The sequence below is a fragment of the Acinetobacter sp. FDAARGOS_724 genome, assembly GCF_013364475.1.
Lineage (GTDB): Bacteria > Pseudomonadota > Gammaproteobacteria > Pseudomonadales > Moraxellaceae > Acinetobacter > Acinetobacter variabilis.
Map to the genome: position 1 here is coordinate 2,069,598 of NZ_CP054908.1, position 15,870 is coordinate 2,085,467.

17 protein-coding genes and 1 other RNA gene are annotated in these 15,870 nt (G+C 42.4%); 12 read left to right on the forward strand and 6 right to left on the reverse strand.

Annotated features, from left to right (window positions below; translation table 11 throughout):
- Nucleotides 1-3 precede the first annotated feature (3 nt).
- From FOC32_RS11080 to lpxA, 8 genes are all read left to right on the forward strand, one after another.
- Nucleotides 4-828: a phosphatidate cytidylyltransferase gene (locus FOC32_RS11080; protein WP_004786167.1), complete on the forward strand. Its 825-nt coding sequence runs from the start codon at nt 4-6 to the stop codon at nt 826-828.
- Entirely contained in the window at nt 829-2,025 is a 1,197-nt protein-coding gene (gene ispC, locus FOC32_RS11085; RefSeq protein ID WP_005235287.1) for a 1-deoxy-D-xylulose-5-phosphate reductoisomerase, read from the forward strand.
- Between the two features lie 3 nt (nt 2,026-2,028).
- On the forward strand, nt 2,029-3,384 hold the full coding sequence (rseP, locus tag FOC32_RS11090) for an RIP metalloprotease RseP (RefSeq protein WP_005235289.1): 1,356 nt from the start codon (nt 2,029-2,031) through the stop codon (nt 3,382-3,384).
- An 83-nt stretch (nt 3,385-3,467) separates the two neighbouring features.
- Nucleotides 3,468-5,927, forward strand: coding sequence for an outer membrane protein assembly factor BamA (gene bamA / locus FOC32_RS11095; RefSeq protein ID WP_414632201.1), 2,460 nt, complete (start codon nt 3,468-3,470; stop codon nt 5,925-5,927).
- An 80-nt stretch (nt 5,928-6,007) separates the two neighbouring features.
- Nucleotides 6,008-6,499: an OmpH family outer membrane protein gene (locus tag FOC32_RS11100; RefSeq protein ID WP_217706275.1), complete on the forward strand. Its 492-nt coding sequence runs from the start codon at nt 6,008-6,010 to the stop codon at nt 6,497-6,499.
- 3 nt (nt 6,500-6,502) lie between these two features.
- Nucleotides 6,503-7,573, forward strand: a complete 1,071-nt coding sequence (lpxD, locus tag FOC32_RS11105; protein ID WP_005235295.1) for a UDP-3-O-(3-hydroxymyristoyl)glucosamine N-acyltransferase — start codon at nt 6,503-6,505, stop codon at nt 7,571-7,573.
- Nucleotides 7,574-7,578: 5 nt separating this feature from the next.
- Nucleotides 7,579-8,064: a 3-hydroxyacyl-ACP dehydratase FabZ gene (gene fabZ, locus FOC32_RS11110; RefSeq protein WP_171064833.1), complete on the forward strand. Its 486-nt coding sequence runs from the start codon at nt 7,579-7,581 to the stop codon at nt 8,062-8,064.
- Nucleotides 8,061-8,849 carry an acyl-ACP--UDP-N-acetylglucosamine O-acyltransferase gene (gene lpxA, locus FOC32_RS11115; protein WP_005235299.1) on the forward strand — a complete coding sequence of 263 codons (789 nt, stop codon included), beginning with the start codon at nt 8,061-8,063 and terminating at the stop codon, nt 8,847-8,849. The genes fabZ and lpxA overlap by 4 nt, the downstream gene beginning before the upstream one ends.
- A 70-nt stretch (nt 8,850-8,919) precedes the next feature.
- Here the strand turns inward: lpxA and FOC32_RS11120 are convergent, their stop codons facing one another.
- A complete protein-coding gene (locus FOC32_RS11120; RefSeq protein WP_005235301.1) occupies nt 8,920-9,723 on the reverse strand; it encodes a YbgF trimerization domain-containing protein in 804 nt (267 codons plus the stop codon).
- 296 nt (nt 9,724-10,019) lie between these two features.
- Here FOC32_RS11120 and ffs point away from each other — a divergent pair.
- Nucleotides 10,020-10,116: signal recognition particle sRNA small type (gene ffs, locus FOC32_RS11125), an RNA gene on the forward strand.
- 300 nt (nt 10,117-10,416) lie between these two features.
- Here ffs and FOC32_RS11130 read toward each other — a convergent pair.
- The 4 genes from FOC32_RS11130 to FOC32_RS11145 form a co-directional block, all read right to left on the reverse strand.
- Nucleotides 10,417-11,037: a regulatory protein RecX gene (locus tag FOC32_RS11130; protein ID WP_175967444.1), complete on the reverse strand. Its 621-nt coding sequence runs from the start codon at nt 11,035-11,037 to the stop codon at nt 10,417-10,419.
- Nucleotides 11,038-11,112: 75 nt separating this feature from the next.
- Nucleotides 11,113-12,156 (reverse strand): recombinase RecA, encoded by a 1,044-nt coding sequence (recA, locus tag FOC32_RS11135; protein WP_004786150.1) that lies wholly within the window; start codon nt 12,154-12,156, stop codon nt 11,113-11,115.
- A gap of 145 nt (nt 12,157-12,301) precedes the next feature.
- Nucleotides 12,302-12,742 carry an RNA-binding S4 domain-containing protein gene (locus FOC32_RS11140; protein ID WP_004786147.1) on the reverse strand — a complete coding sequence of 147 codons (441 nt, stop codon included), beginning with the start codon at nt 12,740-12,742 and terminating at the stop codon, nt 12,302-12,304.
- Nucleotides 12,735-13,421 carry an HAD-IA family hydrolase gene (locus FOC32_RS11145; protein ID WP_175967446.1) on the reverse strand — a complete coding sequence of 229 codons (687 nt, stop codon included), beginning with the start codon at nt 13,419-13,421 and terminating at the stop codon, nt 12,735-12,737. The genes FOC32_RS11140 and FOC32_RS11145 overlap by 8 nt, the downstream gene beginning before the upstream one ends.
- Nucleotides 13,422-13,433: 12 nt before the next feature.
- On the opposite strand from FOC32_RS11145, the gene FOC32_RS11150 reads away from it, so the two are divergent.
- The 3 genes from FOC32_RS11150 to FOC32_RS17030 all read left to right on the forward strand — a co-directional run bounded on the left by FOC32_RS11150 (nt 13,434) and on the right by FOC32_RS17030 (nt 15,339).
- The gene (locus tag FOC32_RS11150; RefSeq protein WP_175967448.1) at nt 13,434-14,285 is read left to right on the forward strand and encodes a 3'(2'),5'-bisphosphate nucleotidase CysQ family protein; all 852 of its coding nucleotides are present in this window, start codon (nt 13,434-13,436) and stop codon (nt 14,283-14,285) included.
- 60 nt (nt 14,286-14,345) lie between these two features.
- On the forward strand, nt 14,346-15,095 hold the full coding sequence (locus tag FOC32_RS11155; protein WP_175967449.1) for a histidine phosphatase family protein: 750 nt from the start codon (nt 14,346-14,348) through the stop codon (nt 15,093-15,095).
- A gap of 121 nt (nt 15,096-15,216) precedes the next feature.
- The gene (locus FOC32_RS17030; RefSeq protein WP_004786141.1) at nt 15,217-15,339 is read left to right on the forward strand and encodes a hypothetical protein; all 123 of its coding nucleotides are present in this window, start codon (nt 15,217-15,219) and stop codon (nt 15,337-15,339) included.
- Nucleotides 15,340-15,478: 139 nt separating this feature from the next.
- Here the strand turns inward: FOC32_RS17030 and rpsT are convergent, their stop codons facing one another.
- Nucleotides 15,479-15,748, reverse strand: a complete 270-nt coding sequence (rpsT, locus tag FOC32_RS11160; RefSeq protein WP_004786139.1) for a 30S ribosomal protein S20 — start codon at nt 15,746-15,748, stop codon at nt 15,479-15,481.
- Nucleotides 15,749-15,870: the final 122 nt, after the last annotated feature.

The window sequence follows — 15,870 nt, forward strand, 5'->3', positions numbered from 1 at the left end:
CACATGTTTGAGCGGATTATAACCGCATTGGTGCTGGTTGCAGTCGTACTGAGCTGTATGTTTGCGACCAAATCACAATATCCAATGTTCGCATTGATGGTTGTGGCTGCCGGGGTGGCAGGCTATGAGTGGTTTAAACTCATGCCGCGAAAATGTAAAAATGTTATCAAGCCAGTGGCGTGGGGCTATGGTCTACTGACTGCAGCCCTATCTGCACTGGCTTTATACTATTGGGATGTGGCCTTATTATTGTGGTCGGCATCTATTCTGACCTGGTTGCTGAGTATCTACTGGGTTAAAACCTATCCTGATTATGATGGCTGGTACAATGTCAGCTTGCATGGCATCGGGATTGTACTGGTTTCTGCTGCTGTTACGGCAATCTTCTCGGTTTGGTTAAACTCCCCATGGTGGTTAATGTACCTGTTCCTGCTGGTTTGGGGTGCAGACAGTGGCGCTTACTTTGTTGGACGCAAATTCGGCAAGAAAAAACTCGCACCAAATGTCAGCCCAAACAAGTCGGTAGAAGGTCTATACGGTGGTATTCTTACCTCCATGCTCATCGTGGTTGCCGTCGCTTCACTTTATCTGGATATGACCTGGCCAGAGCTATGTCTGTTCCTGATTCTTTCTGTTATTACCGTATTTAGTTCAGTGCTAGGTGACCTGTTTGAATCCATGATCAAGCGTCGTGCTGGAATCAAGGATTCGGGCCGTATTTTGCCGGGTCATGGTGGTGTACTAGATCGTATTGATTCTTTGCTTGCTGCAGCTCCTATCTTTGCAACAGGCATATATGTTTTAAAACTTATTGGCGTAGATTTATAAATGTCACAAGCTGTTTGTATACTGGGTGCTACAGGTTCAATTGGTCAAAGTACTTTAAAAATTTTGCAGCAACATCCTGAAGCTTACTCGGTTTTCGCTGTGACAGCGCAAAGTCGTATTACTGAGCTGGCAGAAATCTGTCAGCAGTACCGTCCTAAAGTGGCTGTAGTGCCTGCAAATAAAGTTGATGAGCTTTCTCAGCTGCTACAAGTACAGGGCTTATCAGATATCGAAATTCTTCAGGACGAAGCAGGCTTAATTTCAGTCGCAGAGTATGCGGATGTTGATATCGTGATGGCAGCAATTGTCGGGGCGGCGGGCCTGCTTCCTACATTGGCTGCAGTCAAAGCGGGTAAGCGTGTCCTATTGGCCAATAAAGAAGCCTTGGTCATGTCCGGCGACATCATGATGCAAGCTGCGCGAGATTATGGTGCATTATTATTGCCAGTCGACTCTGAACATAATGCGATTTTCCAGTGCCTGCCTCAAAACTACTTTGATGCCGAACGTAATGGTCAACCTAAGCTCGGTGTTCATCAGATTTTACTGACTGCTTCTGGCGGTCCATTCCTGAATCATTCTCTTGAGCAATTGCATGATGTGACGCCTGCTCAAGCCTGCAAACATCCAAACTGGTCAATGGGGCAAAAGATTTCTGTAGATTCAGCTACTTTAATGAATAAAGGGCTGGAACTTATCGAAGCGTGTCATTTGTTTGCAGTTCAAGAACAATTTGTTACAGTTGTTGTCCATCCACAGAGTATTATTCATTCCATGGTGCAATATGTGGACGGGTCGACATTGGCACAAATGGGTAACCCGGATATGGGCACGCCAATTGCACATGCTTTGGCATGGCCACAACGGATCAGTACCCATATCCCGGCTCTGGATTTGTTTAAGCATTCACAGCTGAATTTCCAGGAACCGGATGTGGTGCGTTTTCCGGCACTGAAATTAGCACGTCAAGCCATGAAGAGTGGTGGAATTGCGCCTACAATTTTGAATGCGGCCAATGAAATTGCAGTTGCTGCATTTTTAAATCAGCAAATCAGATTTACCCAAATTCCTCAGGTGGTTGAAACTGTCCTGAATCAGATGGACAATCAACCAGCACATGATCTGGATACTATTCTGCATGCAGATCACACAGCACGAGGTTTATCACAGCAATATGTTGTGAATAAAGGAAGTTAAGACATGAACGCCTTGTTTATTATTGCAGCCGCAATCCTATTACTCGGTCCCTTAATTGCGATTCACGAGTTTGGTCACTACATTGTGGCACGTAAACTGGGCGTTAAAGTACTGGTCTATTCCATTGGTTTTGGGCCAACCCTCCTAAAATGGACTTCTAAAAAATCCGGTATCCAATATCAGCTTTCAGCTTTGCCTTTGGGTGGCTATGTCAAAATGCTAGACGAGCGTGAAGGCAGTGTGGCAGAAGAAGACTTGCCTAAAGCCTTTAACCGTCAGCATCCCTGGAAACGTATTGCCATCGTTGCTGCGGGTCCTCTCATTAACCTGCTTTTAGCCGTTGTCCTGTTTTGGGTGCTTTTTTTACCTGCACAAGAACAGCTTAATACTCGCGTAGGCAAGGTCTTACCAAACACACCGGCAGCCGCAGTACAGATGCAGCCGGGTGACAAGATTGTCGCTGTAGATGGTGCGCAAGTCGAAACTTGGGAAAAACTGAGTTATGCCTTGGTGGATCGTGTGGGTGAAACTGGTGTGGTCTCGATTCAGGCAGACCGTGCGGGTGAAAACAAGATATTCCAGTTACCAATTCAAGACTTTCTTAAAGATCAAAGTCAGTCACCTCTTGATACACTAGGTTTCTTGCCATATCGTCCGGAAATTCCGGCTGTGGTGAGCAAACTGAGTGAAGATGGTGCAGCCATTCGTCAGGGTCTTAAAGAAGGCGATAAGATTCTGGCCATTGATGGTGTACAGATGAAAGACTGGTTCGATGTGGTACAGGTTGTACAGGCATCACCAGAAAAATTACTTAAGATAGATGTATTGCGTGGTAACCAGGTGGTACATCTTCAAGTCATGCCGCAAGGCAAACGTGACAATATGGGGAATGTAACCGGTATGCTCGGAGTTCAAAGTGATCCGGGCAAGGTGACAATTCCTGCTGAATATAAACAGACGATTCACTATACGCCTGTTGAGGCGATGGTGATGGCCTTTGACAAGACAGCACATCTGTCTTCAATGATTTTGAACTCGATCGTCAAAATGGTACGTGGTCTGATTGGTCTGGATAATCTTTCTGGCCCGATTACCATTGCCAAAGTGGCGGGACAAAGCGCGGAAATGGGTTGGAAAACTTTTATTTCCTTTATGGCGCTAATGAGTGTAAGTTTAGGGATATTAAACTTATTGCCAATCCCAATGCTTGATGGCGGACATCTGGTTTATTATTTTATCGAATTAATTCGTGGTAAACCTGTTTCTGAACAAATACAATTGGTTGGATTAAAAATTGGTATGGTACTGCTCGGCAGTATGATGCTTTTGGCATTATTTAATGACTTTATGCGTTTATAATAACGTAAATGGAATAATTAACAGCGGAAAAGACTGGCATGCAGCACACACATTTATTTATGCCTTTGGCACTCGTTAGTGCAATGGCAGTAGCACAACAAGTATATGCGGCAGAAGACTTCATTGTACAAGATATAAAATTTGATGGATTGGTACGTTTAACTCCAGAAAATGTGTACGGCTTGGTGCCAATCAACAGTGGTGACCGGGTGAATGATCCGATCATTGCCAATGCGATTCGTAGCTTGTATGCATCTGGACTATTTGATGACATTAAAGCCGTTCAGCAGGGCAATACCTTGGTATTCCAGGTGGTAGAACGTCCGGTAATTTCAAAAATCGAGCTGAAAGGCAATAAGCTGATTCCGAAGGAAGCGCTGGAAGAAGGCCTGAAAAAAATGGGTCTGGCTGAAGGTGAGGTACTGAAGAAATCTGCACTGCAAACAGTCGAAACCGAGCTGGAACAGCAATATATGCAGCAAGGTCGTTATGATGCCGATATTACGGTAACAACGACACCGCGACCAAACAACCGCGTTGAAGTGCTGATCGATTTTGTTGAAGGTAAAGCCGCTAAAGTTTTTGATATCAATATTATAGGCAATACTGTCTTTAAAGAATCAGATATCAAACAGGCATTCGCTGTTAAAGAAAGTGGCTGGAGCTCGGTCATCTCGCGTAATGACCGTTATGCACGTGAAAAAATGGCTGCGAGCCTGGAAGCCTTACGTGCGATGTATCTGAACCGTGGTTACATCAACTTCAATATTACCAATTCAAGTCTGAACCTGAGTGAAGATAAAAAGAATGTCTTTATTGAAGTTTCAGTCAATGAAGGCGAACAGTTTAAGTTTGGACAAACCAAATTCCTGGGTGATGCGCTTTATAAACCTGAAGAGCTACAAGCTTTGCAGTTGTATAAAGAAGGCGACACCTACTCTCAGGAACGAGTGAATGCGGTTAAACAGTTATTGTTACGTAAATATGGTAATGCTGGCTATTATTATGCTGAAGTAAATGTTGTACCTCAAATCAATAATGAAACTAAACAGGTTGATCTGAACTACTATATTAATCCAGGTCAACAAGTGACTGTACGTCGGATCAATTTCACAGGTAATTCTAAAACTGCCGATGAGGTATTGCGTCGTGAAATGCGCCAGATGGAAAGTGCACTGGCAAGCAATGAGAAGATTGATCTGTCTAAAGTACGTTTAGAACGTACTGGTTTCTTCAAAACAGTTGATATCAAACCTGTTCGTATTCCAGGATCACCAGATCAAATTGATTTGAATGTGGCAGTTGAAGAGCAGCATTCAGGTACAAGTACTCTAGCTGTTGGTTTCTCGCAAAGCGGTGGTGTAACGTTCCAGGCTGGATTAAGTCAGACTAACTTCCTGGGTACAGGGAACAGCGTTTCGATTGATCTGTCACGTTCTGAAACTCAAGATTATTATAACTTGAGTGTAATGGACCCGTACTTCACGATTGATGGTGTACGTCGCGGCTATAATATGTACTACCGTAAAACCAAGCTGGATGATGACTATAACGTAAACAACTATGTTACAGACAGCTTGGGTGGTGGTATCAACTTTGGTTATCCAATTGATGAGAACCAGAGTATAAGCCTGGGTCTGAATATAGACCAGACTGAAGTGACCACAGGGCCATATGTATCTACATATGTGGCTGACTATTTGGAACGTAATGGTGGTAAAGAAACCAAGCGTGGTGACTTCTGTCCAGGTCAGGTTGAATCTGCAACAGGCAACTGTGTAGATGCAAATGGTGCTCCACTTGATACTATTTCATATGGTCAAGAGTTTAAGGGTGATTTCTTGACCTATAACCTGAATCTGGGTTGGTCTTATAATACTTTGAACCGTCCAATGTTCCCGACCACAGGTATGTCACATCGTGTCAATGCAGAAATTGCTTTGCCAGGTAGCGATGTGGAATATCAAAAGCTCACTTATGACGCTCAGGCTTTCTTCCCATTAGGCAAAGATTTTGTTCTGCGTGGATATGGTAAGTTGGGCTATGGTAATGACTTGCCTTTCTATAAGAACTTCTATGCCGGTGGTTATGGTTCAGTACGTGGTTATGAAAACAGTACCTTAGGTCCTAAATATCCAGGCGTATATTTCTCTGACATCGGCCGGACTGATCCATCCCCAGAAGAAGTGGGCGGTAATGCTTTAGTTCAGTTTGGTACTGAGTTGGTTCTGCCTGTTCCATTTAAGGGAGATTGGGCGCGTCAGGTTCGTCCGGTACTCTTTGCTGAAGGTGCTCAAGTATTTGATACTCAGTGTGATGTATCTAATGATAATATTTTCGTGAATGGCAGCTCGGTGAGTGGTAAACAGTACTGTAAAGATAACTTTGGTTTCGATGCAGGCAATATGCGTTATAGCGTAGGTGCTGGTTTCACCTGGATTACCATGATTGGTCCATTATCACTGAGCTATGCATACCCGTTGAATGATAAAGACGGTGATGAAACTCAAAATGTTCAGTTCGAAATTGGACGTACTTTCTAAGAAGACTTTGATCTTAAATACAAATTTTGCTCATGAAACCATCAGGTTTTGTGAGCAAAATTTTTTGAATGGGTAAAAACATGAAAAAAATGATGATGGCAATGGGTATTGCTTTAGCGGGTTTAACTTCATTGTCACATGCGGATGATTATGGGATCGTTGATCTGGAAAAAGTAGTACAAAACAGTACTTATTTAAAGCAGCAAAATGCCACTCTGGAAAATGAAATCAAGCCGCAAACTGCCCAGATTGCACAGTTTCGAAAAGACCTTGCTGCAATCAAGCAAAAAGGCCAGACTGCAAAAACACAGGCAGAACGTGAAAAAATAGCTAAAGAATTTGAAGGGAAAGCGACTCAACTGGCAGGTGTACAGCAACAGGTACAGGCAACTGTACAAACGCGCATGCAAAGTGTAAATAAGGCTTTTGAAGGGAATTTGAAGCGTGCTGCTGAACAATTGCGCCAAGAAAACAAGCTAGATGTGGTTTTAAATAAAAATTCCGTACTTGCTTATGACGCGAAGTATGATTTAACTGATAAAATGATTCAAAAGGTTAATGCAATTAAATAATCGATGAATCATCAAAAACTTCAGTTAGCTGACCTCGCTCGTCTTGTCCAAGGTGAGTATGTAGGTCAGGCGGATTTATGTTTGAGAGGTTTAGCAAGTCTTGAAAATGCAACCTCTCATGACCTTGCATTTGTCAATGCAGATAAATATCTGGAACAGGCAGCTCAGAGTAAGGCAGGTGCTTTAATTGTGACTGCTGAATTAAAAGAGCAGCTAATTTCCCAGCAGAACTTCATTGTCGTTGCCAATCCTTATCTGGCTTTTGCAATTCTGACTCACGTTTTTGAGAAAAAGCATACGACTCAGGGAATTGAAAGTACCGCACAAATTCATCCATCTGCCATCATTGCTGACAGCGCCTATATTGGCCATTATGCCGTCATTGGTGAGAATTGTGTGGTGGGTGAAAATACCATTATCCAGTCACACGTTCAGATTGACGACCAGGTTGAAATTGGTCGGGACTGTTTTATTGATGCACATGTGACTTTAACAGGTGCTACAAAAATTGGTAATCGTGTTCGTATCCATGCCAATACCGTGATTGGTAGTGAAGGTTTTGGTTTCGCACCTTATCAAGGTAAATGGCATCGGATTGCCCAGTTGGGTTCAGTCCGTATTGCAGATGATGTCCGGATCGGCTCAAACTGTAGTATTGACCGGGGTGCACTGGATGACACAATTCTGGAACAAGGTGTCATTATTGATAATCTTGTGCAAATCGCCCATAACGTCAAGATTGGTGAAAATACTGCGATTGCAGCCAAATGCGGGATTGCCGGTAGTACCACGATTGGCAAAAACTGTATTCTCGCGGGGGCCTGTGGGGTAGCAGGACACCTACATATCACCGATAATGTGACCTTGACAGGAATGTCAATGGTGACAAATAACATTACTGAAGAAGGTACTTATTCTTCAGGCATGGGATTGTTGCCAAATCAGCAATGGAAACGCACAGTGGTTCGCTTAAGACAATTAGCAGATGTGCCATTGACCCAGTTGGTAAAACGATTGGATCATATGCAATCTCAAATTGAGTCCATTGAATCAACATTTAAGTTGCGTAAATAATTATGATGACAGAGTCGAATTTGCCTACATTCACGAAGCCTGAATTGCCAATGAATATTCAAAAGATTCGTGAATATTTGCCCCATCGCTATCCATTTCTGCTGGTAGATCGCGTTGTCGATATTACCGAAAATGGCATTGTTGGTTATAAAAACGTCTCAATTAATGAAGAGTTTCTGCAAGGCCATTTTCCGAACTATCCAATCATGCCAGGCGTATTGATTGTCGAGGCATTAGCACAGATCTCAGGTATCCTTGGTTTTGTCATGAATAATGAAACTCCAAAAGAAGGTTCATTATTCCTTTTTGCTGGCGCTGAAAAGGTTCGATTTAAAAAACAAGTGGTTGCTGGCGACCAATTAGTACTTAAATCTGAATTAGTGATGCAAAAACGTGGCATTTATAAATATAATTGTATTGCCACAGTAGATGGCATTGTCGCAACAACCGCGGAAATTATGGTTTCCCATCTGAAAGTCGAGCAGGCATGAGCAATAATCCCCTAATTCATCCAACTGCCATCATTGACGCATCTGCAGTAATTGCTGCAGATGTACAGATTGGCCCTTATTGTATTATTGGGCCAAATGTCACGATTGGTGCTGGTACCAAACTGCATTCACATGTCGTGGTAGGTGGTTTCACACGTATTGGTGAACATAATGAAATTTTTCAGTTCGCCAGTGTTGGTGAAGTCTGCCAAGATCTGAAATATGCAGGTGAGGAAACCTGGCTGGAAATTGGTGATTATAATAAGATTCGTGAACACTGCAGTCTGCACCGTGGTACGGTTCAGGACAAAGGTATTACCAAGATTGGCAGTCATAACCTGTTAATGGTAAATACGCATATTGCACATGACTGTATGGTTGGTGATCATAACATTTTTGCAAATAATGTCGGTGTGGCGGGTCACGTACACGTAGGCGATTATGTCGTGATTGGTGGTAACTCAGGTATTCACCAGTTCTGTAAAATTGACTCTTACAGCATGATTGGTGGTGCTTCACTGATTCTGAAAGATGTTCCTGCCTATGTGATGGTATCGGGTAACCCGGCCCATGCATTTGCCATGAATATTGAAGGCATGCGTCGTAAAGGCTGGTCAAAAGACGTGATTAATGGTTTACGTGAATCCTTTAAGCTGATTTATAAATCTGGCTTAACGACTCAGGAAGCTATTGAGAAAATCCGTAACGAGATTCTTCCAGAAGTTTCTGAAGCCCAACGTCTGATTGATTCACTTGAACAATCAAAGCGTGGCATTGTGCGTTAAGTTATAGAAGTGAAGTTGGAATTAAAAAAGACACCTGCATGGTGTCTTTTTTATTTTGAGGCTTTATATTTTACTTAAGAAATTTAACTTCTTCAGCTTTCGGATAGTTCTTGAGTAGTTTCGCTTTATATTGCGAAGCAAGAGTAGCATTCTTTTCTACATCCTTACTAATATTATAAAGCTGATAAACGGCAGTAGAGGCTTTTGCAGAATTCGGATAGCGGTCAACCACAATCAGATAATTCTTCTTTGCTTCATTAAAATTCGGTGGATCAATGGACAGGTTGAATTCGGCTAACCAGAAGTGAGCATTGCTGATATAGACGCTATTTGGGTTATTCTTGATGAAATTCTGCATGGGCGCAATGGCTTTAGCTGCACCACCATTTTTATAGGCATCCAGTGCAATAGTATAAGCCGCTTTTTCCTGCTCACTCGACTGTTGCGTTGTGGATGCCTGATTAGTCGCTACTGGAGCATTAGAGCTTAAACTGGGAGAAATATCCTGTTGGTTATCCTCCGCGGGAGTATCTTCAGCAGGTTCAATTTTTTGCTGCAACAGTTCAAGACGTTGATCCAGATCGGCATAGCGGTTGGTTAATTCGCTTTTTAATCTCTCGATCTCATTTTCTTGTTCTTCGATTTTTCCACGTAAACTGCGTAGATCATTTTCAAGCTGCTGGTTTTTTTGCATGAGCTGCCAACTGGTATTGGTCTGAGGTGCATCTGCACCTGTAGCAATGGCAGATTGAGAGCTGATATTATTTGATTGAGCACCTTGGCTGAGTCCACGTGATTCGATAGGAATCGCAGCAAAAAGAGAGGTTGTACAGAGTGCAGTGAGGGCACACAATACCTGTTTCTTAAACATCATATAAGTTCCATGATTTTTGGCGAGATTATGTATCCGCAGCTCATTTATTCTAAAAGAGATAACCCGTTTAATAGCTTCACATTTAAAACGGCATTTTTAGAAATTGCAACAAGGTTTTACAAAGATCATGTGAATTTCGATATTCATGAATTAATTGTGAAGAATATTAAAAAACCAGCATCTTGGGGCATATTGTTTTTAAAATAATCAAACGGATAGCTTATGCCGAAAATTTGAAATACAGCCCTTGCAACTTCAGTAAAAATCTCTATACTCTGTTTCTGTAATGGTAGCCCTGCCGGTTACTTCGCAATTGTACTCTATGAACCCCGCCAGGACCGGAAGGTAGCAACGGTAGTAGATCTATGATGTGCCGGAGCTTTGCTGGTAGGGTTGCCACCAGATTTATAATTATAAAATTTCTCTATTCTCTCTTTATTTTTAAATCTTAATCTTCATTATTTTCCCTTTCTTTAATGTTTACTTTTAAATTTCTATCTAATGCCACTTCCTTGGATACTTGAATTGTTTGGAACATTAAAATTCAATCATGAAAATAGATTATCTTAATTTGAGCTTTTGAAAGCTTTTTGCTGTTTGAGATTAATTGTAATAAGGGAAACTATTTAAGCAGGATGGCAAAGAGGAAAATAAAAAATAGCCTAAGCATATTTTTTCACAAATACAAAAGAATTAAGCTTCGGCCTTGGCCTTGCGGCTGATCGCTTTCATGATCGCATCCATTTCAAAACCACGATACATTAGAAAACGGATCTGTTTGGCTTTAAGTTTTGGGTCTTTCGTCACTTCTGGACCATATTTTCTAAGCTTCAGTTCATAAGCCTGTTGTACCCAGTCCGTTTCTTTGAGTTCTTCACTGATCAGGGCAGTATCAATCTTTTTGCTTTTTAGCTTCATTTTAATCTGATTGGGGCCTTTGCCTTTACGCTTTTGGCTCGACAACATGATTTCAGCGACACGTTGATCACTTTGATAGTTTTCTCTAGATAGTTCTTCAACCAAAGTGACCACTTCATTGCGATCTTCTGCATAAAGTGCCAGTTTTTCGATGAGTTCAGCTTTGGAGTATTCCTTGCGAGTCAGTACAGCAAAGGCATAAGAACGCAAACGGGAGCCGGTTAGACCGGGTTTCTTTTGCTCTTTATTAGAGTTACCAAATAAGCTATCTTCCGGATCAAATTCTGGCAAAGCCTGTGACTCAACAGGTGCAGGAGTGACTGAATCTTCAGCATCACCAAACTGCTGTTTAATCGCATCATAGTCCAAAAGTTTGCTGAATTTTGCGTCTGACATATTGATCTCGATTAAAATATCTATTCCATAATAACAAAAACGCCCCTTAGGGCGCTCTGTTATGATGTTTAAGGATTATGCATCCAGAAAGTCTGCTGGTTCTTCTTCGTCTTTATCTTCGACTACTTTGCCTGTAGTAAGCAGTTGCTCACGGATCAGTTTTTCAATGGTATCCGCCAGCTCTTTGTGTTCTTCCAAGTAACGGATGGTATTGTTCTTACCTTGGCCAATCTTGTCGCCTTGATATGAATACCATGCACCCGCTTTTTGAACGATTTCTTGCTGTACTGCAAGGTCAATCAGTTCACCAAGATGGTTAACGCCTTTACCATACAGAATCTGGAACAGAGCTTCTCTGAATGGAGGCGCCATTTTGTTTTTCACAACTTTGACTTTGGTTTCAGAACCTACGATCTCGTCGCCTTCTTTCACCTGACCGATACGGCGGATATCCAGACGTACAGAAGCATAGAATTTCAGTGCATTACCACCAGTAGTCGTTTCCGGGCTACCGAACATTACACCAATCTTCATACGGATCTGGTTAATGAAAATCACCATACAGTTTGAACGCTTGGCATTACCGGTAATTTTACGCAGTGCTTGGCTCATCAAACGTGCTTGTAGACCCATATGTGAGTCACCCATTTCGCCTTCAATTTCGGCGCGAGGCGTCAATGCAGCAACAGAGTCGACTACGATCAGGTCAATCGCACCAGAGCGTACCAGCATGTCAGCGATTTCAAGTGCCTGTTCACCATTGTCTGGCTGAGAAACCAGCAGGTTATCAATATCTACACCGAGTTTACGGGCATATTGAGGATCAAGTGCGTGCTCGGCATCGATGAATGCACATGTACCGCCAGCTTTTTGACATTCAGCAATTGCTTGTAATGTCATTGTGGTCTTACCTGAAGATTCAGGACCATAAATTTCGATAATACGGCCTTTCGGTAAACCACCAATACCGAGTGCAATATCAAGCGTTAAAGAACCCGTAGATACAGCTTCAACTGCTTGCACGGTATTGTCACCAAGACGCATCACTGTGTTTTTACCAAACTGTTTTTCAATCTGGCTTAAGGCAGCGTTGAGCGCCTTGTTTTTATTCTCATCCATCTTACAACCTCAATACGATGTCACAAACTTAGTACTCAAGTGGATGTCTTACATTAGAGCTTCGTTCCACAGGAATATAGTGACAGAAATTTCCCTTGTGTTCTATAAAATCCAGCAATGTTACGACACATGCTGACGCTTGAATTTAATCATCATTATATGACCAATGTTGATCAAAGTTCTGACTATTTTCATTCTTGAATCGACTGATGTCTCGACGATCTTTTTTGCTTGGTCGATGATCGGGACGCGCTAGATTATGCAACTTTCTTTGCGATGCAATCAATTCCCGGCGAGCGATACTGACTTCAGTTTCTTCATACAGTTTCTGTGCCACAGGTGCAGGACCACGAACATCAGAAAGTTCTTTTACAACTACGGTTTTTTTGTCGATACCTTGCTGAATCGTCAACTCCATACCCACACGGACTTCGCGAGATACTTTTACACGCTCACCATTATGATGGACTTTACCGCCCTCAATAGCATTCTTGGCAATTGAACGGGTTTTAAAAAAACGTGCCGCCCACAGCCATTTATCTATACGCATGCCTACCGCATCTTCGGGTAAAGACGATTTACGCATATTGCTTGTTTACCTCAGACTGATTTAAATGAGTGATTAAATCTGTTAATTGGTGCAGCATCGGGTAATTGCAAGTCTGGCGCGCAACTTTACTGGAAGATGGTTGCTGGATGCAGAACAGGTTCTGGATGCCATAAGCCTTGGCGCCATTCAGGACTTTTTCGGTATCATCAATAAAATAGACCTGCTCAGGATCAAAGGAATGCAGGGCATTCAGGCCTTGCCAGAATTCTACAAATTCTTTGGCATGCCCAATGCTTTCCGAGCTGACAATGACATCAAAATAATTTTTGAGATTGAGATGTTCCAGTTTAAAGGCTAGACCGGCACAGTCGGCATTGGTGGCAAGCCAGATCGGATAGCCATTGTTTTTAAGATAATCGAGTAATTCGAGGCAATAAGGGCGTAAGCTAACTTTATCTTTATGCTCGATTTGCATGGCCAGAACATCGACTTCGACTTTAGCCGTCCAGAAGCGAGAAGAGTACCAGTTTAGGGTATGATTATGTTGCTGATAGAATGCATAAAGCGTTTCGCGGCTCTGTTTCAGACTACAGCCATGTGTTTCGGCATAACGGATCGGTAATAACTCGTTCCAGATGAAATCATCGTAGGCAAGATCAAGTAAAGTTCCGTCCATATCAAAGATGACAGGCGGTTTTTCTGAGCAATTCGACATATAAGGTTTTCTATGTTTAAAGCGACAATAGCACCACAAGATCCGATGATTTTGCAGTTTGTGCCCATTTTGACACAGGCCTGTGAAATTTTGCGAGAAGAATATCAGCGTTATTGTTCAGGTGCTGCGTTTGATATTGTCAAGAAAAGTGATGATTCTCCTGTGACCCAGGCAGACTATCGGGTGAATAGTTATTTAACCCAGGCTTTGGCAGAAATTTCAGAATTACCTTTACTGTCAGAAGAGGGGCAGCAGGATCAGCGTCATGCCTGGACAGATTTCTGGTTACTTGATCCTCTGGATGGCACTAAAGAGTTTCTGCACCAGCGCCCGGAATTTACGATTAATCTTAGTCTGGTCAGAGGCAGTCTGACTACCTTTGCTATTTTGGCGGTTCCTGCGCAGCAGTTGATCTATTTCTGCCCTGAACAGGGCATGCCTTTAAAATACGATATTCAGGATCAGGCATGGTTTGACTATGAGGCAGCTACTGATCATCAGGATGTCTTTGTCGGTCTGAGTCAGGGCAGTCAGCAAAAGCCAAAATATGTCGAGTATCTGCAAAGTCTGGCTAAACTTAGCGCGTACACCGAGTTCAAGGCAGGAAGTGCCTATAAATTCTGCATGATCCTTGAAGACCGGGTAGATATTTATCCGCGTTTCCATCCAACCTCTGAGTGGGATACCAGTGCCGGTCAATGCATGCTTGAGCGGATTGGTGGAGGGTTGGTTGATCTGGAAGGTCGGCCATTCATCTACAACCAGCGCAAGACCTTACTGAATGGCGGGTTTATCGCCTATAAGAATGAAGCCATGAAAGCACTGGCTTTACAGGCACTGGCGGACATGCAAGACAATGATTAAGCTCATAGCCGTTCATGGTATAGTGAGGAAGATTCCGTTGATAGATCAGTTGGCAAGATTGTGGCATTAAAACTGCTTCCACCAAGTATGCTCAGTGCAATAGATTTATTGCCTGATACCAAGATACCTGTGACTCTGTTTACGCGGCATTCTCTGCGTGAAGATGTCGCTGGTCAGGGACTAGCAGGTTATGATTTGCAGTTGACGCCGCAAGGACGTGATCTGGCGCAGGAATGGGGCGCTTATCTGGTCAATCAAACAGATCGGCATATCCAGCATTGTATATCGAGTCCGATTCAGCGCTGTGTAGATACCGCAGCCTTGATGATCGAAGGGGCAGATGCAACGGATAAAGCACCGCATACCCATAAGATTGAAATCGTGGAACAGGGTTTGCTGGTTGAGCCAGGCAGTTTTGTACTGGATATTCAAAAAGCAGGGCCATATTTCAAAAAACAGGGGGCATTAGGCTTTATCAATAGCTTCGTCAATAATGCTTTGCCTGGAATGAAACATCCAATTAATGGCGTAGTAGATGTGCTTGAATTAATTTACAACACTCATCCGAAAACGCCGTATGGACTCAGTCTGGCGGTCAGCCATGACACCATTCTGGCAGCGATGATTGCAGTGATGTCTGGGCATCAGGAAGTCAGTCGTGAAGACTGGCCGAAAATGATGGAAGGTCTATTTGTCTGGTTTGAAGGCGATGTATTTGAGGAATCTAAACTAAAATGGATTTGGCGTGGCAAAGTGCATGAGCTGGATATTTCCCAATTTCAGAATGCCGAATTAAAGGTAAATAAATAATTCAAAGGCTCAATCATTTAGGTTGAGCTTTTTTACATTTATCGTATGAAAGTGAAATAGAGTAACGATGAAATATCACTATGCTGATATTTAAACCAATTTTGAAAGCATAGGAGTCATCATGAAAATAATCACAATTTTAAGTCTGGTTGTTATGCTGGGATTAACTGCCTGTCAGCGTGATACAGACAATGCGCAGCAAGATCAGACCACAACACCTCATTCTATGGATAAGGATGAATAATGTATTCTATTTTTATTTAAGTAAAAGATTTCTATGACTAGAATTGGGAATAATCTGGTATTCATCATTCTTTATTGTTGATTTGGTATTAAATTTTAGGCACAAAAAAAGCCCTAAAAGGGCTTCTTTTGATTTGCGATTAGTTAGAAGCTAATGCTTTAACTTGCGCGTTCAAACGGCTCTTATGACGAGCTGCTTTATTTTTATGGATGATACCTTTGTCAGCCATACGGTCGATTACTGGAACAGCTTTTTTGTAAGCTTCAGTAGCAACAGCATAGTCGCCAGCAGCAATAGCAGCTACTGTACGTTTAAGATATGTACGAACCATAGAACGCAAGCTTGCGTTGTGTTTGCGTGCTTTAACGTTTTGACGAGCACGTTTTTTTGCTTGAGCAGAGTTTGCCACTCGTGCACTCCTTGAAATAGATTGGTCTGGGCGGGCTGAAACTCAACTGAAAACCACATCAGAAGAACTATCACCAGCCCGTAAACAAGTGCCATATTTTGAGGAAACTATGGGCTTAAGTC

Bases quoted from the DNA above. Each gene is read 5' to 3' on its own strand.
- rseP (WP_005235289.1), top strand. From the start codon at position 2,029: ATGAACGCCTTGTTTATTATTGCAGCCGCAATCCTATTACTCGGTCCC.
- FOC32_RS11145 (WP_175967446.1), bottom strand. From the start codon at position 13,421: ATGTCGAATTGCTCAGAAAAACCGCCTGTCATCTTTGATATGGACGGA.
- bamA (WP_414632201.1), top strand. From the start codon at position 3,468: ATGGCAGTAGCACAACAAGTATATGCGGCAGAAGACTTCATTGTACAA.
- FOC32_RS11150 (WP_175967448.1), top strand. From the start codon at position 13,434: ATGTTTAAAGCGACAATAGCACCACAAGATCCGATGATTTTGCAGTTT.
- FOC32_RS17030 (WP_004786141.1), top strand. From the start codon at position 15,217: ATGAAAATAATCACAATTTTAAGTCTGGTTGTTATGCTGGGATTAACT.
- ispC (WP_005235287.1), top strand. From the start codon at position 829: ATGTCACAAGCTGTTTGTATACTGGGTGCTACAGGTTCAATTGGTCAA.
- FOC32_RS11100 (WP_217706275.1), top strand. From the start codon at position 6,008: ATGAAAAAAATGATGATGGCAATGGGTATTGCTTTAGCGGGTTTAACT.
- FOC32_RS11140 (WP_004786147.1), bottom strand. From the start codon at position 12,742: ATGCGTAAATCGTCTTTACCCGAAGATGCGGTAGGCATGCGTATAGAT.
- fabZ (WP_171064833.1), top strand. From the start codon at position 7,579: ATGACAGAGTCGAATTTGCCTACATTCACGAAGCCTGAATTGCCAATG.
- recA (WP_004786150.1), bottom strand. From the start codon at position 12,156: ATGGATGAGAATAAAAACAAGGCGCTCAACGCTGCCTTAAGCCAGATT.
- FOC32_RS11120 (WP_005235301.1), bottom strand. From the start codon at position 9,723: ATGATGTTTAAGAAACAGGTATTGTGTGCCCTCACTGCACTCTGTACA.
- lpxD (WP_005235295.1), top strand. From the start codon at position 6,503: ATGAATCATCAAAAACTTCAGTTAGCTGACCTCGCTCGTCTTGTCCAA.
- FOC32_RS11130 (WP_175967444.1), bottom strand. From the start codon at position 11,037: ATGTCAGACGCAAAATTCAGCAAACTTTTGGACTATGATGCGATTAAA.
- lpxA (WP_005235299.1), top strand. From the start codon at position 8,061: ATGAGCAATAATCCCCTAATTCATCCAACTGCCATCATTGACGCATCT.
- FOC32_RS11080 (WP_004786167.1), top strand. From the start codon at position 4: ATGTTTGAGCGGATTATAACCGCATTGGTGCTGGTTGCAGTCGTACTG.